Below are 24,672 nucleotides of genomic sequence, written 5' to 3'. Positions count from 1 at the left end.
ATTTTACTTACTATAATTTACACATATACATTAAGTAATTTACCATTCTAACATCAGCATGTTTAAACTACAACATTAAATACAACTGTAAAACTGCAATACTAAATAAAAAAATGTATTCAAAATCACATTACTGCATTATTAACACAGGATCTCCCATCAAAAATTTGAATCCAGATACTGCCCCTGAAAAAGTACCCGTCTCCAATACTTCTCATTTTTTAAAAATCTGTTACATTTAATTTTAATTATCCATTTATTGAACACGTGGAGCATGTTTAGTTAAGCTAAACAAGGAAGTCGAGAAAGTCATGGAAAAGATACGAGTTGAGAATCTCTACAAAATCTTTGGAAGCACCCCTAATAAAATCATCCCGATGCTTGAAAAAGGAGCTTCCAAGGATGAAATAAAGGAAAAGCATAAACACGGCGTGGGTGTAAATAACGCTTCATTTTCAGTAGATGAAGGTGAAATTGTTGTAGTTATGGGATTATCAGGAAGCGGAAAGTCGACCCTTGTCCGTTGTATCAATCGATTGATTGAGCCAACTGGGGGAAAAATTTTCATTGATGGAACAGACATAACCAAACTTAGCCAAAACGAACTACGCAAGGTCAGACTGGAAAAACTTGGAATGGTCTTCCAGAACTTTGCTCTCTTTCCCCACCGCACTGTACTGAAAAATGCTGAGTACGGCCTTGAAATCAACGGAGTAGATCCGGAAACCAGAAAGCAGAAAGCAACAGAAGCGCTTGAACTGGTAGGACTTGCAGGATGGGAAAACTCATATCCGCCCCAACTTTCCGGCGGCATGCAGCAGCGCGTAGGACTTGCCAGAGCCCTGGCACTGGACCCGGATATTTTACTTATGGACGAAGCATTCAGTGCTCTTGATCCTCTCATCAGACGAGATATGCAAGATGAGTTGATCAACTTACAGGAAAGGATGCACAAGACCATTGTCTTTATCAGCCACGATCTGGATGAAGCGCTCAAAATCGGCGATAAAATAGTCCTGATGAAAGACGGTGAGATAGTCCAGACAGGCACCCCAGAAGAAATACTGACCTCTCCTGCAAATGATTACGTCAGAAGATTTGTAGAAGATGTTGATATAACGAAGGTTCTGACTGCTGAGTCAGTCATGAAAAAGACAGAGGCTGTCGCATATATTAAGACAGACGGCCCTAGAGCTTCACTGAGAAAAATGCGCAAAAATAATATTTCCAGTCTGTTCGTACTAAACGAAGAGCGCAGACTTATGGGAGTCATCGGCGTACAGGATTGTGCCCGACTTGTGGAACAAGGCAGCAGTGACCTCAGAAGTATAATATGCACTGAATGCAAAACAACACACCTTGACACTCCTGCACAGGATCTCTTCATACTCCTTCAGGATCTGGCGTATCCTCTGGCCGTCGTCGATACCGACAACAGATTAAAAGGTGTGATTATCAGGGGAACTCTTATCGGTGCACTTGCAGAAAGGGGAGGAAACTAAGATGAATATCCCACGCATTCCTGTAGGTGAAACCATTGAAACATTTATTAATTTTTTAGTTGACCACTTCTCGTTTGCTACCAAAGCATTTTCAGCTGTGCTGGAAACAGGATTGGATTTTGTTGAAGGGATCATGAAAGCCTGTCCTCCATGGTTGTTCATAATCATTGTTGTGCTGATAACCTGGAGATTAACACGCAGTAAACGGACAACTGTATTTTCTGCCTTAGGCCTCATGCTCATCTGGAATATGGGACTGTGGACAGCGACTGTTAGTACAATTGCACTGGTAATTGTATCAACCATGCTGGCTCTCCTGATAGGCATTCCCATCGGCATTATGGCAGCCATGAATCCTTATGTTAACAAAGTTGTCATGCCTGTACTGGATGTGATGCAGACTATGCCGGCATTTGTTTACCTCATCCCGGCAATTCCATTCTTTGGTCTGGGAAAAGTGGCGGCTATATTTTCAACAATTATCTTTGCCATGCCGCCGTCAATCAGGCTGACCTGCCTTGGCATTAAACATGTTCCCAGCGAACTGGTGGAGTGCGCTGAAGCATTCGGTTCAACCCGCTGGCAAAGACTTATTAAACTGGAACTCCCTATTGCAACCCCCACCATCATGGCCGGAGTGAATCAGACAGTCATGCTGGCTCTGTCCATGGTTGTTATTGCCTCCATGATCGGAGCTAAGGGCCTTGGAGGAGAAGTCTGGAAAGCTATTCAACGCCTCCAGATGGGCAATGGCTTTGAAGCAGGAATAGGTATCGTAATTGTAGCCATGATCATGGATCGTGTGCTTCAAAAAATAGGTTCAGGCAAAAAATAGCCTGACCACAACTTTTCAGGAGATAAAAATGAAGAAGTTATTAGTGCTAACTGTAGCAGCTCTGTTTGTAGTGGCTCTTTCATTACCAGCTTTTGCCGGAAATGAAAAAAAAGTTAAACTTGCTTATGTTGAGTGGGACTGCGCTACTGCTACAACCAACGTAATTAAAGCTGTTCTTGAAGAGCGTATGGGATATGAATGTGAGATTATTCCGGTTGCAGCTGCAGCAATGTGGCAGGCTGTAGGGACTGGTGATGTAGACGGTATGGCTACAGCATGGCTCCCTGTTACACACGCAGACTACCTTAAAAGGGTACAGAAAGACGTTGTAAATCTCGGTCCAATTGTTTCCGGAGCAAAACTGGGATGGGCTGTCCCGGCATACGTGACAGTAGACTCTATTGCTGATCTCAATAAATATGCAGATAAGTTCAATGACAGAATAATCGGCATCGACCCCGGTGCTGGACTTATGAAACTGTCTGAAGATGCCATAAAAGGCTACAATCTTGATAAGTTTGAGCTTATGGAAGGTTCAGGGGCGACCATGACAGCCGCTCTGAGTGATGCAATAAAAAATAAAAAATGGGTCGTAGTTACAGCATGGTCTCCTCACTGGATGTTCGGCCGCTGGGACCTGAAATACCTCAAAGATCCCAAAGGTATTCTTGGCGAAGAAGAAACAATTAATACAATTGTTCGCAAAGGACTCAAAAAAGACAAACCTGAAGTATATGCATTCCTTGATAAATTCGCATGGAAAGACGCTGCACAGCTTCAGCAGGTTATGGCCTGGAATCAGGAAAAAGGTGCCGATCCTTATGAAAATGCAAAACGTTTCATTAAGGAAAATAAAGCTCAGGTTGACTCCTGGCTGAAATAACAACCACTTCCTTGAAGTTTAAAAGCCCCTGCAAAGGGGCTTTTTTATTATTTATATTCGTAGCTTTGCCACAATGATCTTTTTATGTAATGTAAAGTTGAATTGAATCACTTAAGCAAGGCTGCAATATGACAGAGAAAATTACTATCACCAAAGAAATCCTTCATGATGCAACAACTCTCATGAAGGAGCGCTTTACCCATGCAGACCTCAAGAAGCCAGTGTTAAAAACTCTATTCGAGCTTGGAGTTACCCATGTCGCAAAAGACCTTATAGAACATCCGGAGCTATATAAACCTCTTGCCAAGCTTCCCATGCCTAAGAATCAGTTTGATAATATTGATCCTGTTTCACTTTTACGCTCGGAGGTGAAACTCCCATCTCTGCCTCAGGTTTTTATTGAAATGCGAGAGGTTATTAATGACCCTTCAAGCTCAGCCTCAGATGTTGCAAGAGTAATCTCACAGGATACAGCTCTTTCTGCTTTTTTGTTGCGTATGGTAAATAGCGCCTTCTACAGTTTCCCCTCACAGATAGATACTATTTCTCGAGCAGTAGCAGTAATTGGCACCAAGCAACTTTCCACTCTTGCTTTGGGTACTTCGGTAATGGATATGTTTAAAGGGCTGCCCACTGACATTATAGACCTGGAACTTTTCTGGAGACACAGTTTTGCCTGTGGAATTATTGCCCGTGAGCTTTCCAAACTTTTTAAACAGGGATCGCCTGAAAAATGTTTTGTAGCCGGATTATTGCATGATATCGGCCGTCCGGTACTGATGATGGCCCTACCGGACAGAGCTATTGCAGCAACAGCAATATCACGCAATAAGAAGGCTCTGATGTATAAAGCAGAGAGGCTTGTCACCGGTTTTGATCACGCTAAGCTTGGAGGAATGCTCCTGCGAAAATGGAACCTCCCATTCTCACTGGTGACAGCAGTACTTTATCATCACAGCCCGTCCAAAGCGGCAAAAAGCCCAGAATCAATGTATGTATATTTTGCCAATATAATTGCCAAAAGCTTTGGTATCGGCGGAGGTGGAGACTTTTTTATCAGAGATATAAATAACGACAGATGGAAAGAACAAGGACTGACACCTGAAAAGCTACGAGAGATTGAAAAATCTATAATTCCAATACTTAACGACTCTTTTTCAATCCTTACCAATGTAGCTGCGTAGCCGCAGATAATCCCATACAGGTTTGACAATAGAGGCTAAAGGTCGTACTTGAGCCTGCATATCAAACGGAGGATTTACCATGCGCGATAAAGTGGAAGCCGCTCTGGATAAAGTCAGACCTCTTTTGCAGGCTGACGGCGGTAACGTTGAACTCGTTGAGGTAACGGACAAAGGCATCGCCAAAGTCCGCATGCAGGGTGCATGCAAAGGATGCCCGATGTCACAGATCACTTTGAGAAATGCTATTGAACGCACCCTTCTCAAAGAGATACCCGAACTTAAAGGCGTTGAGCCTGCCGATTAATATTTTAACCGGCCGGAGTTTCTAATTCCGGCCGGTTGGCAAAATTCAACACCAGCATTTACGAACTCACAGGTTCTGCATTTAATACCGCCCATTCCGGCGGATTTTTTACTTATGAGCCTTTTAATAAAACTTTCAGGAGACAATCCTATGGGCACTACAATTACCCGCTTTGCGCCGAGCCCTACCGGGCATCTGCATATTGGAGGAGCTCGCACAGCTCTCTTCTCATGGTTGCTGGCCCGTCACAATGACGGCAAATTTGTTCTGCGTATCGAAGACACAGACCGTCAGAGATCCACTCAGGAATATACTGACGCCATCCTTGACTCCATGAAATGGCTTGGAATGGATTGGGACGGAGAACTCACATATCAGAGTGAGCGATTTGACATATACAACAGCTATATCGACCAGCTTTTAGAAGAAGGCAAAGCTTACTGGTGTGAATGTACTCCTGAACAGGTTGATGCCATGCGCGAAAAAGCCATGAAAGAAAAACGCAAACCTAAATATGACGGGACCTGTCGTGAAAAAAAATTCGGTCCTGGCGAAAACAGGGTTGTACGCTTTAAGGCTCCTCTTGAAGGACGTACTTCTTTTACTGACATGATCAAAGGACCTATCAGTGTTGAAAATGCTGAAATGGACGACATGATCCTGCGCCGCTCCGATGGTTCCCCCACATACAACCTTGCTGTTGTTGTAGATGACCACACTATGGGAGTTACTCAGGTCTTACGCGGTGATGACCACGTAAACAATACTCCACGCCAGATACAGCTTTATAACGCCTTAGGATGGGACGTCCCTAAATTCGGCCACGTGCCCATGATTTTAGGATCCGACAAGAAAAAGCTCTCAAAGCGCCACGGAGCTCTTTCCGTGATGGAATATGAAAAAATGGGCTACTTGCCTGAAGCAGTGGTCAACTATCTGGTCCGTCTGGGCTGGTCCCATGGCGATCAGGAAATATTCTCACGCGAAGAATTGATAAAACTTTTTAACACTGAACATCTGGGGAACTCACCATCCGTTTTTGATACCAAGAAACTGGACTGGGTTAACTGTGAATATATTAAGACTAAAGCTCCGGCTGATCTTGTTCCGGGCATGCGCTCTTTTCTTTCAGAGGATGTAGAAGTTGAAGATGCCTATCTGGAAAAAATCATCCCCCTATTGCAGCCACGTGCTACTAACTATAAAGAAATGGTCGAAATGAGTGATTTCTTTATGGTTTCAGCAGATGTGCTGGAATATGATAAAAAAGCAGTAGAAAAAGTTTTCACACCTGAAGCTGTTGAAATACTCAAATCCCTTACAGCTAAAATTGAAGCTGATGAAGAGTTCAGTCACGATTCTCTGGAATCCATTTGCAAAGATTTTCTGGAGGAAAGAGAACTCAAGTTCAAGGCCATAGGTCAGCCAGTTCGCTTAGCCCTCTGTGGCAGAACTCAGAGCCCCGGAGGACTTTACGACCTCATGCTGGTGCTTGGAAAGAATGAGACCCTTGCCCGCATGAACAGAGCTGCTTCACTGATTTAAAAAATCACGGTATAGAAATTAAAGTCCCTGTACTCACAGAGTACAGGGACTTTAATTTTGCCTATTCTTTACTTCGAAATTGGAAAATATTTATCCATAATAAGCTGCCATGTGCCATCCTGCATAACTTCATCAAGCGCCCTTTGCCATTTCTTAATAACAAAGTCAGGAGTCTTTAAAGCAAAAGCCAAGTATGTGGTTGTCAAAAAAATGGGGGGCCCAATCTTTTCATAATCATCTGCATTCAGATCACTATGCTTTTTCATAAATGGAAAATATGTAATATCTCCCATCGGAGTCAGAGCTGCTCTGCCTTTTAGCACTTTCAAAAAATCGTATTCATGCCCGGCACTTAAATCCAGATTTGTAAATCCCTTATTCACTAACTTGTAATAATAAAGATCGTCTCTGGTTACTGCAATCCTTCTTGTTTTCTTGGCATCTTCAATACTTCCAATATCTATTTTAGAACCTTTTTTACGATAAAAATATACAGTATTCCAAAAAACAGGCCCTACAAATTTAAACTGTTCATGACGCTGCGGAGTCATACCCATAGGAAAAAGAACATCCCCAGTTCCGTTTAGTAATCTTTTATAGGATCGTGCCCATGGCAAAAAATGAATTTCATTTTTTTTCATATCCATTCGACTCTCTAAAAGCCGAAATATATCAACAAAAAATCCCGTAGGCTTGCCATCATGTTCATAGCAATATGGAGGATAATTCTCTGCCATTACATACATATCTGAGGAATATGCATATGGCGTCACAAAAAAAATAAAAACCAAACATAAGCTTAAAATATTTTTTACCATGGTAAAAGATATGCTATTCTCTTTTATTTTGCAATCAACATGATTACAATAGGTTATGCTTTTTTTATGACGTTTTTTAACTATTTTTTATAGTTTGATTTTTTGCATTCGATACTTGTTAACTATATGCTGTATTTTAATCCAAGCTTGTAAAAACATTCAACATGGCGTTAAATATAAAAGATATTATCATGATGATCAGGAGCTGAAATTGCCACAATTTGAAATATCTAAACATTACCGACCCCAATTTTCCTTCAATTCACGCAGATCACCTATTTACTCCACTAAAAATATGGTTGCATCCAGCCAGCCTTTGGCAACGCAAGCAGGAATTGAAATTCTAAAATCAGGAGGCAATGCCGCTGATACAGCAATTGCAGTAGCAGCAGCTCTTGCGGTGGTTGAACCTTGCAGCACAGGTCTTGGAGGAGATGCATTTGCACTATATTACCAAGCAAAAACAAATAAAGTATGGGCTCTTAACGGATCGGGCAAATCACCACAAAATTTATCTTTAGAAAAAATTACAGCTATGGGGATTAAAAAAGAACTGCCTAAACGCCATGCCTTGACTGTTAATGTTCCCGGAGCATTCGCTATGTGGTGTGATATGATAGAACGCCATGGTTCCCTTCCCCTGGCTAAAATTTTCTCACCTGCGATACGCTATGCTATGCAGGGCTTTCCTGTAAGTCCGGTGACTGCCGATCTTTGGAGGTATGGAGCACAGGAGGTATTAAAATCCAGCCCAAATGGATTGGAATTACTGCTCAATGGCAAAGCCCCACGAACAGGCGAAATAATGGTCAACCGATCCTTCGGACAAACTCTGGCAAAACTGGCTGACTTAAGCCCTCAAAAAGCAAAACAACTTTTCTACACAGGAAACATCTCCGACAAAATAGTCCGCATTGTACAAGAAAACGGAGGGTTTTTAACCCATGAAGATATGGCCACACATACCAGTCTATGGGAAGAATCCATTAAAACGGACTACAGAGGTTACGAGATACATGAATGTCCTCCAAACGGACAGGGATTAGCTGCGCTGATTGCTTTAAATACATTAAACAATGTGGACATGGAGAAGACAGGCTCACCTATGTCAACTGAACGCCTGCATTACCTGATTGAAGCCATGCGCATGGCCTTTGCCGATGCAAGACAGCACATTACCGATCCACAAAAATATGGAGTCCCGATAAAGAAACTGCTGTCAACTGAATATGGCATTAAACGAGCAGAACAAATTCAAGATGATAAAGCTAACCCAGCAGCAAAGTCAGGAGTGCCACAAAATTCATCTGATACTGTATACTTCTGCGTAGTTGATAAAGACGGTAACGGATGTTCAATGGTAAATTCAAACTACATGGAATTCGGTACAGGAATTGTCCCTGACGGACTTGGGTTCCCTCTTCAAAATCGCGGCCACAATTTTTCACTTGATCCCAGCCACTCCAATGTTCTGGCTGGAGGTAAACGCACTTACCATACCATAATTCCCGGCATCTGCTTACGCACTGATAAATCTCTACACTCCGTATTCGGTGTCATGGGTGGATTTATGCAGCCACAGGGACACCTTCAGATCATATCGGCAATGCTTGACGATGCAGCAGATCCTCAGGAAGCACTCGATAGACTGCGATTCTGCATAGAGCCCGGCGAAGCCGGAGGAAAAATATGCCTTGAAGAAGGTATTCCAGAGCAAACTATTCAAGAACTTGCTGGCATGGGCCATGAAATTAAAATTTGCAAAGGATACAGACGCTCTATTTTTGGACGTGGTCAAATAATTTCACGAAAAAAAGAGAATGGAGTTCTTTGCGCAGGATCTGACCCCAGATCAGATGGTTGTGCAGCTGGTTTATGTTAGCTATTTTTAAGATTTTTTCATAGACAAATACAGGAATATTCCCAATGGAGTACGCTGTTTTTATTTAATATTAATTACTCAACCATCTAAATCCTTAAAATATAGTCTTCCAGGAAAATTTTCATTTTTCTGAAGCCGTGCTACAAAGAAGATAATATTTATAATCAAACTGTCAGTATAAGGAGATTAGCCATGATCGAAATTATGCCCGAGAGTACCGGCCCCATGCTGGCTGTTAAAGCGAGCAAAAGGCTATCTGAAGATGATTACGCAAAAGTATGGATTCCAGCTTTGCAAGAAAAAATTGAGAAATATGGCAAAGGAAACTGCCTTCTGTACATGGATGAAAATTTTGAAGGATGGGAATTAAAAGCCATGTGGGAAGACACAAAGTTTGGTATTGCCCATAGAAATGATTTTAACAAACTCGCCGTTGTGGGGGGGCCTTCATGGGTAGAATGGGGAACGAAAATAGCTTCCCTACTTATGAGTTGTGAAGTCAAAACGTATGAAGCAGACCAACTCGCTGAAGCTCTTCAATGGGCTGCTCAGCAGGACTAAACACGAGGCCTTCTAAAAGAATCATCATTGAGGGTAACCAAAAAAGCCCCAGTCATAAAAAATATGACCGGGGCTTTTTACACGAGCTTATCGTGCGAATAAAAATAAGAACTAGTTCGCAGCTTTTTTAGCAACGGGCTTTATTACAGCGCCGGAACGAATGCAGCGAGTACAAGCTTTGATGCTTTTTACTTCACCGCTTGGAAGCTGAGTGCGGACCTTCTGCAGGTTAGGCATAAAACGTCTCTTGGACTTGTTGTGTGCATGAGAAACGTTGTTGCCAGTCTGAGGACCTTTACCGCATATATCGCATACCTGGGACATGTTGACCTCCTTAAATGGTAGTTACCTTTTCTGAGTCTGCCGGAAGGACAGATCACTTGCAAGAGAAATTGCTCCTCCCGAACAAAAGAGGTATCATTTAAACGCTCATTCTGGAAAATGCAAGCTCTTTTTCCTTGACATAAGAAAAAAAACTCATATAGGAAACCCTTCCGCGAGGAAAAATATGTCTGAACTTTTGATTACATTAAATGACATCCCCGAAGAGGGACAGGAATTTGTTTTCGATGACCAAAAATACTGGTCTGATGCATGGAAACAATTTAAAGTGGATGTCCGTGAGGGCGATCCCCTGATCTCTGAGGTTTACATTCTCCCTCAGGAGAACGGATGCTTGGTCCGTGGTAAAACAAACGGATCAGTAACTATTGCTTGTGATAGATGCACGGTAGACTACAAGCACAAAATTTCCACCGAATTCGAGGAATATGAGCAGGTGGCTGACGCTGATGACCCTGAACCGTCACCAGTTGTCAAAACCAAAGAAGGCTTAATACTCGACCTCGGTGCCCTCCTCTGGGAGCAATTTGCAATGGCCCTGCCAATAAAGCCCCTCTGCAATGATGATTGCAAAGGACTTTGTTACAAGTGCGGAGCCGACTTGAATAAAGAAAAATGCGATTGCGAAAAAGAAGTGGGCGATCCAAGGCTTGCGGTTTTACGCAATCTTAAGATAAAGAACTAAATTCCGGTGTTGAAAAACCCGGTTTAAAAAATCACTCTCAGGAGACAGTCATGGCACAGCCGAAAAAGAAAACATCAAAATCCCGCAGAAACATGCGTCGTTCACACGACCACGTAGCAACACCTAACGTAGTTTACTGCGAATGCGGTGAACCTATCATCGCTCACAGAGCCTGCTCTTCTTGCGGTTCTTACAAAGGTCGTCAGGTAATCACCACTGAAGATGCCTAGCATAATTCCTCGCATTGCCGTTGACGCAATGGGTGGCGACTACGGCCTTAAGGTAATCGTCCCAGCTGCAGTTAACGCTGCAAAGAAAGGATTACCGATTACTCTGGTTGGTGACGAGTACATGATCCGGGCCGAGCTTGAAAAGCTCGATACCGGATCATGTACTATTGACGTTGTCCATGCATCTCAGGTTGTCACAATGGAAGACAAACCAGCCGATGCAATGCGTAAAAAGAAGGACTCGTCAATTCAGGTGGCATGCAGGCTTGTAAAAGAAGGTAAAGCTGACGGTGTCGTCAGTGCCGGTAATTCCGGCGCAACCGTAGCCTGCGGAATGTTCACCATAGGTCGCATCAAAGGTGTACTTCGTCCTGGTATGGCCGGAATTCTGCCTACCGAAAAAAATCCCATGGTCCTTATTGATGTGGGAGCGAATGTTGACTCCAAACCGGAACACCTCTTTCAGTTCGGACTGATGGCCGACGTCCTTGCCCGTGATGTGCTTGGTTATGAAAGGCCACGTATCGGACTGCTGACTATCGGCGAAGAGGAAGGTAAAGGAAACACTCTGGTAAAAACCACCTACGATATGCTTAGAGGTTCATCACTGAACTTTGTCGGCAATATTGAAGGACGTGATATTTTCACAGGAGATGTTGACATTGCTGTTTGTGATGGTTTCGTAGGAAACGTAGCTCTAAAACTTTCAGAAGGACTGGCAAACAGTCTGGGCAACCTTCTCAAAGGTGAGCTAAAACGTGACATAGTCTCCAAACTGGGGGCCATGCTCGCAATGAAAGCTTTTAAAAGATTTGGTAGACTGGTAGACAAGTCTGAGTATGGTGGAGCTCCGGTTCTCGGACTCAAAGGAATTGTCCTTGTCTGCCATGGTAAAGCTGACACTCTGGCTGTCGAACGAGCCATTGAAATGGCCGCAAGATTCGTCAAAAATGATGCTGTAGCCCACCTCAAAGAAGGGCTGGCTGCTCATAAAGAAATAACTGAACCTACAATTTAGCTCAGTAATCTTTTTAATGCAGCTGCTTGGTATCTTTTTGGCGATATACTCCAGACTGCCCGCTCCCTTTCCGTCCTAAAACAGGAATGGCTTAAATGAGTACTTTCTCACACGTCAGGGGTCTTGGATTCCATGTCCCTGAAAGAATATACACAAACGCTGATCTTGAGAAATTTGTCGATACTAACGACGAATGGATAACTACCCGCACAGGAATCAAGCAGCGCCATGTTGTAGAAGACGAAACATGTCTTGATCTGGTTTACGGGGCTTCTGTAAAAGCTCTTGCCGATGCAAACATGGATGCGGATGAACTCACCCACGTAATCATAGCCACCTTCACTGGTGACATGCCTGTTCCTGCAACTTCATGTGTTCTTCTGGAGCGTCTGGGAATCAAGAATAAAGTAGCCATGGATCTTTCCGCTGCCTGCTCCGGTTTTGTCTATGCCATCGAGGTAGCCAGAGCACTCATTAATCTTGACCCAAGTGCGAAAATTCTTATTTGCGGTGCCGAAGTTCTTACCAGCAGGGTTAACTGGGAAGACCGTTCTACATGTGTCCTCTTCGGAGACGGTGCAGGAGCGGCTATTTTAACCGCAGGAACAGAAGAAGAACCGGGCAGGGTTCTAGACACCCTCCTTTCTGCAGACGGCAAGCCTGCGCTTAACCTGACTATCAAGGATTCTGGATCAGCGCATCCATACAGACTCGGCGATACTGTCGGCAAAGAAAATTTTATAGAAATGCAAGGACGCGAAATATATAAACATGCAGTCAGGTCCATGACGGCTATCTCAACTGAGATTCTTGCTAAACATGGGCTTTGTGCTGATGATGTTGATGTTCTGCTTCCCCATCAGGCCAATATGCGTATTATTGGCGCAGTTGGAAAAAAACTGGGTGTTCCTGAAGAAAAAGTATTTGTTAACGTCGATAAATACGGTAATACATCTGCTGCTTCCATTCCCATAGCGCTTGCTGAAGCAAAAGAAAGCGGATTCATTAAAAATGGTGACCTGGTGCTCTTAACCACTTTTGGTGGAGGTCTGACATGGGGAGCTTCCCTCATCCGTTTTTAATGTTTCTTTTAGGGAAAGCTGTTTAACTTTTTATATAACAGACTTAACGATGTTGTATTAAGAGAAAAACAGCTACGGGCAAACACACATGTATGTTTAAACAGATTAATTTAGATTAAATTTGCAGTCAAAGCCGCTTTGAGCTATGAGACGCATGTCTAGTTTAATTTAATACATGAGGAAAATAGATGAGTGAACTGCCAAGCACCGCCCTTGTTACGGGCGGCTCAAGAGGAATCGGCGAAGCTTGTGCTAAAAAGCTGGCCAGTGATGGATTTGAAGTATTTATTACTTACGTAAGCCGTCCTGACGGAGCTGAAAAAGTCTGTGCTGATATTGAAGCTGCAGGTGGTAAAGCCAAAGCTTTCAAACTTGATTCCTCTGATCGTGAAGCCGTTACAGCATTCTTCAAAGAAGAAATTAAGGGCAAAGTAAAACTTGATGTTCTGGTCAACAATGGTGGTATCACCAGAGACGGCCTTCTTGTCCGCATGAAAGATGCTGATTGGGACAGAGTTATGGATGTCAATCTTACAGGAGCCTTTACCTGTTTACGTGAATCCGCAAAGATCATGATGAAACAGCGTTATGGAAGAGTTATCAATATTTCCTCAATAGTCGGTCAGTCCGGTAACGCGGGACAGGCTAACTACGTATCAGCCAAGGCGGGTCTTATCGGACTCACCAAGGCAAGTGCCATTGAACTTGCTCCGCGTGGCGTTACTGTGAATGCAGTCGCTCCCGGATTTATTCAAACTGACATGACTGCTGAACTTCCTGAAAATGTCATGGCACACATGATGGATAATATACCGCTGAAAAAACTCGGCACATCCGACGATATAGCGAATGCTGTTTCTTTTCTTGCAAAAGAGGAATCAGGTTATATCACGGGACAGACTCTCGCCGTTAACGGCGGGATGTACATGTAGACAACAAACACTAAAATAATGATTTGGAGGGGACAATGTCCGCAGCTGAAAAAGTAAAAGCAATTATAGTAGACCAGCTTGGCGTATCCGAAGACGAAATTAAACCCGAAGCATCCTTCGTTGAAGATCTCGGAGCAGACTCTCTTGACCTCACAGAACTCATCATGGCTATGGAAGAAGAGTTCGACGTAGAAATCGAAGATGAAGATGCTCAGAAGATTGTTAAAGTCAAGGATGCTATCGCATTCGTTGAGAGCAAGCAGTAGAACCATTGCTTATTTCAGGGTTTTTTAAAAGAGCGCCTTATTGCTCCCTTTGGGCGTAAGGCGCTCCTTTTCTATTCCCCATCTGAATAAACTCCAACATATTTTACAGGTTCGAATACATGAACAGGGTAGTAGTTACTGGCGTTTCAGCCATCACCCCCATCGGTAATGACATAGACACCAGCTGGGAGAATCTCCTCGCCGGCAAGTCCGGTATTGCCGGCGTTACAGCATTTGATGCTACTGAATTTAACGCTCGCATTGCAGGTGAAGTCAAAAATTTTGATGCTCAAAGTTTCATTCCTCCTAAGCAGGCTAAGCGTATGGAAAGGTTCACGCAGTTTGCTGTGGCAGCCAATCAGATGCTTATGGAGTCCACCGGGCTTAAGCTGGAAGGAAATGAACGTGAGCGGGCTGGAGTCGTAATTGGCGTAGGTCTAGGTGGTCTTGAAACCATTGAAAAACAGCATGCCAAGCTCGAAAAATCCGGACCCAAAAAAATCACACCTTTTTTTATCCCAATCATCATAGGTAACATGGCTGCTGGTCAGGTTTCCATTTTTGCCGAAGCTCAGGGACCAAACCTGTGTATGTGTACAGCATGTGCATCCGGTACCCACTCCATCGGCGCAGCATACACCGACATCATGCTTGGTCGAGCTGATGTAATGATTTGCGGCGGAGCAGAGTCCACCATAACCCCGCTGGGTTTTGCCGGATTTACTGCCATGAAAGCTCTCTCTACCCGCAATGATGATCCAGAAACAGCATCACGCCCATTCGACGCAGGCCGTGATGGTTTTGTCATGGGTGAAGGAGCAGGTCTCCTGCTGCTTGAATCTCTTGACCATGCCAGAGCACGTGGTGCTGAAATACTCGCTGAAGTTGTCGGATTTGGTGCGTCTTCTGATGCTTACCACATGACAGCACCGCCGGAAGACGGAGCAGGTATGGCCCGCGCTATGAACGCAGCAATCCGTGAAGCGAAAATTGATCCTTCTGAAATTGATCATATTAACGCACACGGAACATCTACTAAACTGAACGATTTCTGTGAAACCAAAGCTATTAAATCCGTTTTTGGTGATCACGCAAAAGATATCGCTATCAGTGCTAACAAATCACAAATAGGTCACCTTCTTGGCGGTGCAGGCGGAGTTGAAGCTGCTTTTGCAGTTAAGACTCTTGCAACCGGAATTATCCCCGGAACTGCAAACCAGTTTGAAGCAGACCCAGACTGTGATCTTGATTACTGCAAAGACGGAAAACGTGAACAGCAGGTCAATTACGTTCTGAGCAACTCATTTGGATTTGGCGGGACTAACGGCTGTATGCTTTTCAAAAAATTTGTTGATTAGTAGATGCATTTTGCATCATTAACAGGAGATTTCACCTTAAGTGATCACAGCCCTGCTATTAGCTAAATTCAGTTGATACTTCGCTAGTGATAGATACTGAAACACCGGATGTAAATTCATCCTTTGAAATCCCTGATAATTTTTTAGAACTTTGATGAGTTGAATTAATAACCACAACAGCAAAAAATAACTGGAGCTTGTCATGGAAGAACTTATGATGAAAGACCCGGCAGTGGCTGCAGCCATTAGTCAGGAAGTTACCCGCCAGATGACTAAGCTTGAACTCATCGCTTCGGAGAACTTTACCTCCACAGCGGTCCGTCAGGCCATGGGCAGTGTAATGACTCATAAATACGCTGAAGGTTACCCTGGGAAACGCTACTATGGCGGCTGTGAGTTTGTTGACCTTGCGGAAGATCTTGCACGTGACCGTGCTAAAGAAATCTTTGGTTGCGAATACGTAAACGTTCAACCTCATTCAGGTTCACAGGCAAATATGGCTGTTTACTTTGCAGCTCTTAAGCCTGGTGACACTGTACTAGGTATGGACCTTTCCCATGGTGGACACCTCACCCACGGTTCTCCAGTAAACTTCTCCGGCAAGCTCTTTGATATCAAATTTTACGGAGTAGACCCGGAAACTAAAACTATCAACTATGATAATGTTCTTGAAATTGCCAAAGAATGCAAACCCAAGATGATCATTGCTGGTGCCAGTGCCTATCCCCGTATCATTGACTTCGCCCGCTTCCGCCAGATTGCAGATGAAGTAGGCGCTGTACTCATGGTCGACATGGCTCATATAGCTGGTCTTATCGCAGCAGGCGTTCATCCATCCTGCATCGAACATGCTCACTACACCACTACCACCACTCACAAGACTCTGCGCGGACCTCGTGGAGGTATGATCCTTTCTACCGAAGAGCATGGCAAGGCTTTGAACTCAAACATCTTCCCCGGAATTCAGGGTGGACCGCTTATGCACGTAATTGCTGCTAAAGCAGTAGCTTTCGGCGAAGCTCTCTCTCCTTCCTATGTTGAATACCAGAAGCAGGTTGTAGCTAATGCTTCAACACTTGCAGGTCACCTTTCTGATGCCGGTTTTGAGCTTGTTTCAGGCGGTACTGATAACCATCTTATGATGCTGGACCTCACTAACAAGGACATCACCGGTAAAGATGCCGAACATGCTCTTGATGAAGCAGGTATCACCGTAAATAAAAATACCATACCTTTCGAAACACGTTCTCCTTTTGTCACTTCCGGTGTACGTATTGGAACTCCGGCACTGACAACTCGTGGAATGAAAGAAGCGGAAATGGAAAAAGTAGCTGCATGGATTGATGCTGCTATCGGCTCCGCAGATAATGAAACTAAACTTGCTGCTATCAGCAAAGAAATTGCTGATTTTGCTAAGAATTACCCCTTGTTTGCATACTAGGAAGTAGTCCTGCCTATGATTTAGTTTCATCAAACTAATCGCATATAAAATTCATTGACATAAAAGCGGACCCGGATTTTCCTCCGGGTCCGCTTCAGCTTCAAAAGCAGGGAGCATTTCATGGATAACAGACTTCCGTGGCCAGAATATTTCATGCGCATAGCGCACCTAGTTGCTGAAAGGGCAACATGTACAAGACGCAAAGTCGGTGCAATTGCAGTAAAAGAAAAACGCATCCTTGCCACAGGCTACAACGGCCCGCCCTCCAACACAGCGCACTGCGCAGATGTAGGCTGTATCCGTGAAAAACTCGGAGTTCCTTCCGGGCAGCGTCACGAGCTTTGCCGCGGCCTTCACGCTGAGCAAAACGTCATTATTCAAGGTTCTCTTCATGGCATATCCTTGAAAGGAGCAGAAATATACTGCACCACCCAACCCTGTCTTATTTGCACCAAAATGCTCATAAATGCCGGTATTACTGCCATCTATTATAGCGAAAGCTATCCAGATGAACTTTCTGAAACTATGCTCAAGGAAGCTGGAGTCAAGTTTGCATTTCTTCCACTCGACTCATAGCTTCTACGAAACATTCATGTCCCGCGCCGTGGAGATTGCTCTTCGCGGGAGGAATCGTACTGCGCCAAATCCATCTGTTGGGTCAGTTATGGTTCAGGACGGCCACATTGTAGCTGAAGGATATCATCGCTTCTGCGGTGGCCTTCATGCCGAACGCGAATGTATTGCCGATGCCAGAGCAAAAGGTGTGGACATGTCCAAGTGCACACTTTTCGTCACTCTGGAACCGTGCAACCATTATGGTAAAACTCCTCCCTGTACTGAAGGAATACTGCAAGCCGGAATCAGACAAGTTGTTATCGGAACCCGCGACCCGAATCCTAAAGCGGCCGGAGGACTTGAATATCTTGAATCCAAAGGGGTTAAGGTTGAGCAAGGAATCCTTGAAGAGCAATGCAAGGATCTTATTTCCGACTTTCTCTGCTGGCAGTTCACTGACCGCGCTTATTCTATTTTGAAGCTTGCAAGTACCATAGACGGTAAAATTGCCGGAACAACTGGAGCACAGGAAGCTGTCTCATGTCCGCAATCCTTTGCAGATGTACAACGTTTGAGGTCAATGGTCGGAGCTGTGATTGTGGGTGGAAATACCCTACGTGAGGATAATCCCAGCCTCAGTTGCCGGCTTGATGTACTGCCCGAAGAATTCAAGCAGCCCAAAGCAGTGGTTGTGACCGGACACCTTCCTGAAAATCATGAAGATTACATACTCACAAGCACTAGAGCAGCTGACACAATTTTCTGGACCAGCAAAGAACAAGAAACAACTGAAATCGCTGCGCAGCTGAAAAATAAGGGAATTGAGATTATAGCTCTTCCCCGAAATGAAAAAGGCCTTATATTAGAATCTGGATTCAAAATATTACGTAAAAAACACGGAATATTGAGAACTCTTTGTGAAGGTGGAGGTAAACTCGCCTGCTCGCTTGCGGAGCAAGATCTGGTTGACGAGTTTGTTATGTATCAGACCCCCCGCATTCTTGGAAACACAGCTGGCAGACCCAACTTTGCAGGCTCTGATAATCAACTTATCAGTGAAGCCATGAACATGCGCATTAGCCGTGTTGAGCAAAGCGGACGTGATTTAAAAATAGTTTTCAAACCCGAAGGACAATAACGATGTTCACCGGACTTGTTCAGGGAAAAGGTCTTATCTCAAAGGCCGAAAACAGGGGAAACGAAACTCGTTTCACTGTTACTGCTCCCGAAATTAAAGATTATGAAAAAGGTGAGTCCATAGCCATTAACGGCGTCTGCCTTACAGTTGAGACTTTCAGCGACAGCTGGTTCTCATGCTATGCAAGCAAAGAATCAATGTCGGTGACCAATCTGGGCCATCTTAAGGCCGGGTCTAAAATCAACTATGAGCGAGCCCTTGCCATGGGGGATAGACTCGGAGGACATATTGTTTCCGGTCATGTTGATTGTCTAGGCACAGTTGAATCTGTTCGACCTGCAGGAGAATCAAAAATTTACCGTATCAAATTTCCTGAGGAACATGCGCACCTGATTGTTCCTAAAGGATCTGTAGCTCTTGACGGCATCAGTCTTACTGTCAATGATTGCGGTAGAGATTATCTGGAAGTCAACATAATTCCTGAGACTCAGGAACAGACCACTATCTCACTGTGGAATCCAGGATATGCGGTTAACATTGAAACAGATGTTATCGGCAAATACGTTCAGCGCATGATCGGACCGTGGGCCGGACAAAAATCTGAGGCGAAACCTCAGAATAAACTCACAATGGAATTTCTACGCGAAAACGGTTTTTAATATTACTTCAGTCATATGTTTTTGATAAAAGCCAGATCTAAATCAAGCTACACTTAGTAACTTATTGTAATAAAAGGATTTATCTTTAGATAAAAAACATATTTCACCCTTTTTACTTTTTAAGGTAAGAAGACACACCTGTCCGCATAAAAACGGACTGAGAGAATTTTAAAAAAGCTCTCCGCATCTGCCGGAGCATGAGGATATGCATATGCCTTTATGTACAATTGAAGAAGCGATTGAGGATCTGCGCGAAGGACGCATGGTCATCATGGTTGATGACGAGGACCGTGAGAACGAAGGTGATCTCGTTTGTGCTGCTGAAAAAGTAACACCTGAAATCATCAACTTCATGGCCACACACGGCAGAGGGCTTATCTGCCTCGCCATGTCCGGTGAGATGGTTGACCATCTCGAACTTCCGCTCATGGCACAGAACAATGATTCCCAGTTCGGAACCAACTTTACTGTCTCTATTGAAGCACGTGAAGGCGTCACCACTGGAATTTCAGCTCAGGACCGCGCTACCACAATTCTTGCAGCTGTTGCTGACGAATCCAAAGCTGAAGATATTGTTTCTCCGGGTCATATTTTTCCGCTCCGCGCCAAAGATGGCGGCGTACTAGTTCGCGCAGGCCAGACAGAAGGTAGTGTTGACCTCGCACGTCTTGCCGGCATGAAACCTGCCGGCGTAATCTGCGAAATCATGAAAGATGATGGAACTATGGCGCGCATGCCTGATCTTGAAAAATACGCCAAGCAGCATGATCTCAAAATCTGCAGCACTGAAGATCTCATTAAATACCGCATGAAATTCGGCAGTCACACCGTCACCCGTGAAGCTGACGCTGAACTGCCTACACGCTGGGGCAAATTTAAAGCTTCCGCATTTCATTCCAGTGAAGACAACCGTACCCATATTGCCTTGGTCATGGGTGAAATAGAGCCCCACGAGCCTATTCTTGTCCGTGTTCATTCCGAATGCCTTACCGGTGATGTTTTCGGGTCACAGCGTTGTGATTGTGGCGATCAGCTTGCTTCTGCAATGTGCATGATCCGCAATGAAGGCAAGGGAGTGCTTCTCTACATGCGCCAGGAAGGACGTGGAATAGGCCTCGGCAACAAAATCAAAGCCTACCATCTTCAGGACCTAGGCTGCGATACTGTTGAAGCTAACGAACGTCTTGGATTTAAAGCAGATCTTCGTGAATATGGAACAGGAGCACAGATTCTTGTCCAGCTCGGAATTTCTAAAATGAAGCTCATGACCAACAACCCCAAAAAGATTGTCGGTCTCGAAGGATACGGACTTGAAGTTACTGAGCGTGTACCCATTGAAATGGACGCATGTGAAATGAACTTCGACTACCTCAAGACCAAAAAAGACAAGATGGGACACATACTGGACCACCTTGAAAAAGACAAATAAAAGGGAGACTCTATCATGTATCATATCAAAACTATTGAAGGGCAGCTTGATTGCAAGGATCTCAAAATTGCTCTTGTTGCCGGACGCTTCAACGATTTCATCGTTGACAAACTCATCGGCGGAGCAGTTGACTACCTTGTTCGTCACGGTTGCAGCAAAGACAACCTGACCCTCATTAAGGTTCCCGGTGCATTTGAAATTCCTGTGGTAACTAAAAAGCTGGCAACCTCCGGAAAATATGACGGAATTGTAGTTCTTGGCACAGTTATTCGTGGAGCAACTCCCCATTTCGACTATGTCTGCAACGAGTGTACTAAAGGCGTTGCGCAGATCATTCTTGAAAATAATCTGCCTATCGGTTTCGGAGTTCTCACCTGTGAAACTATAGATCAGGCGATTGAACGTGCCGGTTCCAAAGCCGGTAACAAAGGTGTTGAAGCTGCTTCCGCTATGCTGGAAACTATCCGCGTAATGGAACAGATCTAAATATTACTCTCGCAATACTGAGTTTTTATATGCCTCCGGAGGGTCTGTAACTCTTTTAATCAAGTGCGCTTTGCATTTTAAGATTAAAGGACTTTTCCCTCCGGAGGCTTAAACCCTTTTGGAAAAGTTTTTTGATTCCAAAGACTTTTGTTAATAATGGTCAAATTTATTCACGACTCTTCTACACCGGAACAGTTGTAAAGAAGTGCTTAAATATCACCTGTACATGCTGAGTGGTGAGTACGAAAGTAAAAGCTGGAATGGCTTTCTCATTCAGATCACCGGAAGCATCCTCTTAACTAAAGTTGTTTTAATAACCATTTAGATGTATCTTGCGTTTCAAAGTTCGATAGTTCTTTGTAAGTGCGAGGATAGTGAATAAAATGTCCCAGACCAAAGGTTTACGTAGGAAAGGCCGTATTTTGGCTTTTCAGGTTCTTTATGGCCTCAGTTTTGTTCCTCCGCAAGGCGGCTGGACTTGTGAACGTATTTATAATCAGAGCCCTGCAGTGCTGCGCGAAACAGAAGAAGATCTCATTCTGTATGCTCGCCAGCTTCTGATCGGAATCTGGAATTCACAGGAAGAACTCGATGAAGTTATCAGCAGCTATTCCAAGCACTGGAAGATTGAGAGAATTGCAAAAGTCGAACTGGCAATATTAAGACTCTCTGTTTATGAACTAGTTCATAAGCCTGATATTCCTCTTAAAGTAGGTATCAACGAAGGCATCGAGCTTGCAAAAAAATTCGGTGATGAAAATTCGCGTAATTTTATTAACGGAATTCTTGATGCAGTAGCTCGTGATATTGATACCGGAAAATTCAAGGTTTCAAAAAATTTCTAGATATCCCCATCAGGTAACGGGAATATCAGCATAGAAAGAGCCGCTATGGCAAAAGGAAGGGACAGGGCGCGAAGTCCGGATAGTCCCGATCAAATCGGAACCAAGTTCCGGGCTTCACGCTCTCCAACAAAATGAAAAAGCAAGGATTTGTATAATGGGCTTCGGGAAATACGAACCTGAATTAATAGAAAAAAAATGGCAGAAGGAATGGACTGATACCGGAGCTTTCAATGTGGAAGCTGATGAATCACGTCCAAAATATTATGTACTGGAGATGTTCCCCTACCCTTCCGGGAAAATCCATATGGGTCATGTACGTAACTATTCTATAGGTGATGTTGTTGCCCGCTACAAAAGAATGAAAGGCTTTAATGTCCTTCATCCAATGGGCTGGGATGCTTTCGGTCTTCCTGCTGAGAACGCAGCTATAAAGAACAACACACACCCTGCTGAATGGACCTATTCCAATATCGACGATATGCGCACCCAGCTTAAAAGGCTGGGCTATTCCTATGACTGGCGCCGCGAGATGGCTACCTGTCATCCCGGTTACTATAAATGGGAGCAGCAGTTCTTTCTTAAGTTCCTTGAAAAAGGACTTATTTACCGCAAAAAATCTCCTGTTAACTGGTGTGAAACCTGTCATACAGTTCTTGCTAATGAACAGGTTGAAGACGGTTTATGCTGGCGTTGCGATACTCAAGTCGTACAGAAAGAACTTTCCCAGTGGTTTATGCGTATCACTGATTATGCTGAAGAACTGCTGGAGAGTCTGAATGGACTGGAAGGCGGCTGGCCTGATAGAGTCATAACCATGCAGCGCAACTGGATCGGTAAGTCAATCGGTGCAGAACTTGATTTTGAAATTGAAAATTTCGACGAAACAATCAGCGTTTTCACAACCCGCCCGGACACTCTTTACGGTGCAACTTTCATGTCTCTGGCAGCTGAGCACCCCATGGTGGAAAAGCTCATCGAGGGGAAGCCGGAAGCAGAAAAGGTCCGTGAATTTGTCACCAAAGTTTCCAGCATGGACCGTATTGTACGCGGAGCTGATGATCTTGAAAAAGAAGGTGTATTCACCGGTGCATATTGCATCAACCCGCTAAATGGTCAGCGTATGCCTATTTATGTGGCGAACTTCGTTCTGATGGGCTACGGAACAGGTGCTGTTATGGCTGTTCCAGCACATGATCAGCGTGATTACGAATTTGCTACTAAATATGACCTGCCAATGCAGATTGTAATCCAGCCCGAAGGTCAGACTCTTGATCTTTCTGAAATGACTGAAGCATGCAGCGCTCCGGGGGTACTGGTTAATTCCGGTGAATTTGACAACCTGCCTAATGAAGAAGCCAAAGCAGCAATTGTTGAATATCTCGGAAAATCCGGAAAAGGCAAAAAATCAATTAATTACCGCTTGCGTGACTGGAACATTTCCCGTCAGCGTTTCTGGGGTTCCCCCATTCCGGTAATCTACTGCGACCATTGCGGAATTGTCCCCGTTCCCGAGAAAGATCTTCCCGTAGTTTTGCCTGAAGACGCGGTTATGAATGAAGAAGGTCGCTCTCCACTCCCCCAAATGGAAAGTTTTCTCAACGTTGTCTGCCCCAAATGCGGCAAGATGGCTCAGCGCGAAACAGATACCATGGATACTTTTGTTGAATCTTCATGGTACTTTATGCGCTATACTGATGCCCGTAAGGCGGATGCGCCTTTTGACAGTAATTCCCTTGAATACTGGGCTCCTGTTGATCAGTACATCGGCGGAATTGAACACGCTATTTTGCATCTGCTCTACGCAAGATTCTTTACTAAAATTCTTCGTGATGAAGGATACACTAAGCTCAGCGAGCCCTTTAAGAATCTGCTGACTCAGGGCATGGTTCTCAAAGACGGCGCGAAGATGTCTAAATCAAAAGGCAATGTTGTTGATCCGAACGCAATGATCAACAGATACGGAGCAGACGCGACCAGACTCTTCATCCTGTTTGCTTCACCGCCCGAGAAAGACCTTGAATGGTCAGATCAAGGACTTGAAGGAGCTTCCCGGTTCCTTAACAGAATCTGGAGACTGGCTGAAGATCTTGAAGGTAAACTAGCACCTATTGGAGCATGCGCTAAACCGTCAGCAGAGCTTCCATCTGAAGCTAAAAAACTGCGCCGTAAAGAGCATGAAACTGTCAGCCGTGCCAGCCGTGACATGGAAAACAAATTTCAGTTCAATACGGTTATTGCTGCATCAATGGAACTGGTCAACGAAATTTACTCTCTTAAGGATAAACTTGTTGAAACCGAAGAAGGACGTTTTGCGCTTTCCTCGGCATTCAGTACTGTGCTTGCAGTGTTGTCCCCAATTGCCCCGCATATCTGTGAAGAGCTGTGGACAACTATTGGGTACAAAGAAAGTATCGCAGGAGTTGCATGGCCGGAATTTGATGAGTCAGCTCTCGTTACCGATGAAATGCTGATCATCGTTCAAGTCAATGGCAAAATGCGTGGTAAACTTTCTTTTCCAGCATCTGCGACCAAAGAAGAAATTGAAGAGACAGCTCTTACACATGAAAACATTACCAAGCATACCGATGGTAAAACAATCAGAAAAGTTATTGTTGTACCCGGTAAGCTGATAAATGTTGTAGCAAATTAAATTAAATGCCTCCGGCGGTTCTTTAACTCTTTCTCTGATCGA

General features: G+C 44.2%; 25 protein-coding genes. 23 read left to right on the top strand and 2 right to left on the bottom strand.

The genetic code is table 11. The annotated features are described in order from the left end of the window. Positions 1-311: 311 nt before the first annotated feature. The 6 genes from H589_RS0117235 to gltX all read left to right on the top strand — a co-directional run bounded on the left by H589_RS0117235 (position 312) and on the right by gltX (position 6,253). Positions 312-1,502: a quaternary amine ABC transporter ATP-binding protein gene (locus tag H589_RS0117235; protein ID WP_027723182.1), complete on the top strand. Its 1,191-nt coding sequence runs from the start codon at positions 312-314 to the stop codon at positions 1,500-1,502. A gap of 1 nt (position 1,503) precedes the next feature. Continuing rightward, entirely contained in the window at positions 1,504-2,337 is an 834-nt protein-coding gene (locus H589_RS0117230; protein ID WP_027723181.1) for an ABC transporter permease, read from the top strand. Between the two features lie 28 nt (positions 2,338-2,365). Next, positions 2,366-3,220, top strand: a complete 855-nt coding sequence (locus tag H589_RS0117225) for a glycine betaine ABC transporter substrate-binding protein (protein WP_027723180.1) — start codon at positions 2,366-2,368, stop codon at positions 3,218-3,220. A 128-nt stretch (positions 3,221-3,348) separates the two neighbouring features. Then, a complete protein-coding gene (locus H589_RS0117220) occupies positions 3,349-4,404 on the top strand; it encodes an HDOD domain-containing protein (RefSeq protein WP_027723179.1) in 1,056 nt (351 codons plus the stop codon). Positions 4,405-4,483: 79 nt separating this feature from the next. After that, positions 4,484-4,708 (top strand): NifU family protein, encoded by a 225-nt coding sequence (locus H589_RS0117215; RefSeq protein WP_027723178.1) that lies wholly within the window; start codon positions 4,484-4,486, stop codon positions 4,706-4,708. A 150-nt stretch (positions 4,709-4,858) separates the two neighbouring features. Then, a complete protein-coding gene (gltX, locus tag H589_RS0117205; protein WP_027723177.1) occupies positions 4,859-6,253 on the top strand; it encodes a glutamate--tRNA ligase in 1,395 nt (464 codons plus the stop codon). A gap of 68 nt (positions 6,254-6,321) precedes the next feature. Here gltX and H589_RS0117200 read toward each other — a convergent pair whose 3' ends face one another. After that, on the bottom strand, positions 6,322-6,990 hold the full coding sequence (locus tag H589_RS0117200; protein WP_245577195.1) for a substrate-binding periplasmic protein: 669 nt from the start codon (positions 6,988-6,990) through the stop codon (positions 6,322-6,324). Positions 6,991-7,282: 292 nt separating this feature from the next. Here H589_RS0117200 and H589_RS0117195 point away from each other — a divergent pair, with 292 nt between their 5' ends. Beyond that, the gene (locus H589_RS0117195; protein WP_051249801.1) at positions 7,283-8,953 is read left to right on the top strand and encodes a gamma-glutamyltransferase family protein; all 1,671 of its coding nucleotides are present in this window, start codon (positions 7,283-7,285) and stop codon (positions 8,951-8,953) included. A gap of 192 nt (positions 8,954-9,145) precedes the next feature. Next, positions 9,146-9,514, top strand: a complete 369-nt coding sequence (locus H589_RS0117190) for a SpoIIAA family protein (RefSeq protein WP_027723174.1) — start codon at positions 9,146-9,148, stop codon at positions 9,512-9,514. A gap of 111 nt (positions 9,515-9,625) precedes the next feature. On the opposite strand, the gene rpmB is transcribed toward H589_RS0117190, so the two are convergent. Next, on the bottom strand, positions 9,626-9,838 hold the full coding sequence (gene rpmB, locus H589_RS0117185; protein ID WP_027723173.1) for a 50S ribosomal protein L28: 213 nt from the start codon (positions 9,836-9,838) through the stop codon (positions 9,626-9,628). Between the two features lie 184 nt (positions 9,839-10,022). Here rpmB and H589_RS0117180 point away from each other — a divergent pair, with 184 nt between their 5' ends. From H589_RS0117180 to leuS, 15 genes are all read left to right on the top strand, one after another. After that, positions 10,023-10,541: a YceD family protein gene (locus H589_RS0117180; protein ID WP_027723172.1), complete on the top strand. Its 519-nt coding sequence runs from the start codon at positions 10,023-10,025 to the stop codon at positions 10,539-10,541. A gap of 50 nt (positions 10,542-10,591) precedes the next feature. Then, positions 10,592-10,771, top strand: a complete 180-nt coding sequence (rpmF, locus tag H589_RS0117175; RefSeq protein WP_027723171.1) for a 50S ribosomal protein L32 — start codon at positions 10,592-10,594, stop codon at positions 10,769-10,771. Continuing rightward, positions 10,764-11,789 (top strand): phosphate acyltransferase PlsX, encoded by a 1,026-nt coding sequence (gene plsX / locus H589_RS0117170; RefSeq protein ID WP_027723170.1) that lies wholly within the window; start codon positions 10,764-10,766, stop codon positions 11,787-11,789. The genes rpmF and plsX overlap by 8 nt, the downstream gene beginning before the upstream one ends. 95 nt (positions 11,790-11,884) lie before the next feature. Continuing rightward, positions 11,885-12,871 carry a beta-ketoacyl-ACP synthase III gene (locus tag H589_RS0117165; protein WP_027723169.1) on the top strand — a complete coding sequence of 329 codons (987 nt, stop codon included), beginning with the start codon at positions 11,885-11,887 and terminating at the stop codon, positions 12,869-12,871. A 188-nt stretch (positions 12,872-13,059) separates the two neighbouring features. Next, entirely contained in the window at positions 13,060-13,803 is a 744-nt protein-coding gene (fabG, locus tag H589_RS0117160) for a 3-oxoacyl-[acyl-carrier-protein] reductase (protein ID WP_027723168.1), read from the top strand. Between the two features lie 35 nt (positions 13,804-13,838). Further along, complete coding sequence (gene acpP, locus H589_RS0117155) at positions 13,839-14,069, top strand: acyl carrier protein (protein WP_027723167.1); 231 nt, start codon at positions 13,839-13,841, stop codon at positions 14,067-14,069. Positions 14,070-14,188: 119 nt separating this feature from the next. After that, positions 14,189-15,427: a beta-ketoacyl-ACP synthase II gene (gene fabF / locus H589_RS0117150; protein WP_027723166.1), complete on the top strand. Its 1,239-nt coding sequence runs from the start codon at positions 14,189-14,191 to the stop codon at positions 15,425-15,427. A gap of 202 nt (positions 15,428-15,629) precedes the next feature. Beyond that, positions 15,630-16,868 carry a serine hydroxymethyltransferase gene (glyA, locus tag H589_RS0117145; RefSeq protein WP_027723165.1) on the top strand — a complete coding sequence of 413 codons (1,239 nt, stop codon included), beginning with the start codon at positions 15,630-15,632 and terminating at the stop codon, positions 16,866-16,868. 120 nt (positions 16,869-16,988) lie between these two features. After that, complete coding sequence (locus tag H589_RS0117140; RefSeq protein WP_027723164.1) at positions 16,989-17,444, top strand: deoxycytidylate deaminase; 456 nt, start codon at positions 16,989-16,991, stop codon at positions 17,442-17,444. Further along, positions 17,419-18,561 carry a bifunctional diaminohydroxyphosphoribosylaminopyrimidine deaminase/5-amino-6-(5-phosphoribosylamino)uracil reductase RibD gene (gene ribD, locus H589_RS0117135; protein ID WP_027723163.1) on the top strand — a complete coding sequence of 381 codons (1,143 nt, stop codon included), beginning with the start codon at positions 17,419-17,421 and terminating at the stop codon, positions 18,559-18,561. The genes H589_RS0117140 and ribD overlap by 26 nt, the downstream gene beginning before the upstream one ends. 2 nt (positions 18,562-18,563) lie before the next feature. Next, entirely contained in the window at positions 18,564-19,220 is a 657-nt protein-coding gene (locus H589_RS0117130) for a riboflavin synthase (RefSeq protein WP_027723162.1), read from the top strand. Between the two features lie 211 nt (positions 19,221-19,431). Next, a complete protein-coding gene (locus H589_RS0117125; protein WP_027723161.1) occupies positions 19,432-20,649 on the top strand; it encodes a bifunctional 3,4-dihydroxy-2-butanone-4-phosphate synthase/GTP cyclohydrolase II in 1,218 nt (405 codons plus the stop codon). Positions 20,650-20,664: 15 nt separating this feature from the next. Next, entirely contained in the window at positions 20,665-21,135 is a 471-nt protein-coding gene (ribH, locus tag H589_RS0117120; protein WP_027723160.1) for a 6,7-dimethyl-8-ribityllumazine synthase, read from the top strand. A 383-nt stretch (positions 21,136-21,518) separates the two neighbouring features. Then, complete coding sequence (gene nusB, locus H589_RS0117115) at positions 21,519-21,980, top strand: transcription antitermination factor NusB (RefSeq protein WP_027723159.1); 462 nt, start codon at positions 21,519-21,521, stop codon at positions 21,978-21,980. 154 nt (positions 21,981-22,134) lie between these two features. Beyond that, complete coding sequence (gene leuS / locus H589_RS0117110) at positions 22,135-24,630, top strand: leucine--tRNA ligase (RefSeq protein ID WP_027723158.1); 2,496 nt, start codon at positions 22,135-22,137, stop codon at positions 24,628-24,630. Positions 24,631-24,672 lie beyond the last annotated feature (42 nt).

The sequence above is a fragment of the Maridesulfovibrio zosterae DSM 11974 genome, assembly GCF_000425265.1.
Taxonomy (GTDB): domain Bacteria; phylum Desulfobacterota; class Desulfovibrionia; order Desulfovibrionales; family Desulfovibrionaceae; genus Maridesulfovibrio; species Maridesulfovibrio zosterae.
This window is presented reverse-complemented; position numbering and strand designations above follow the sequence as displayed.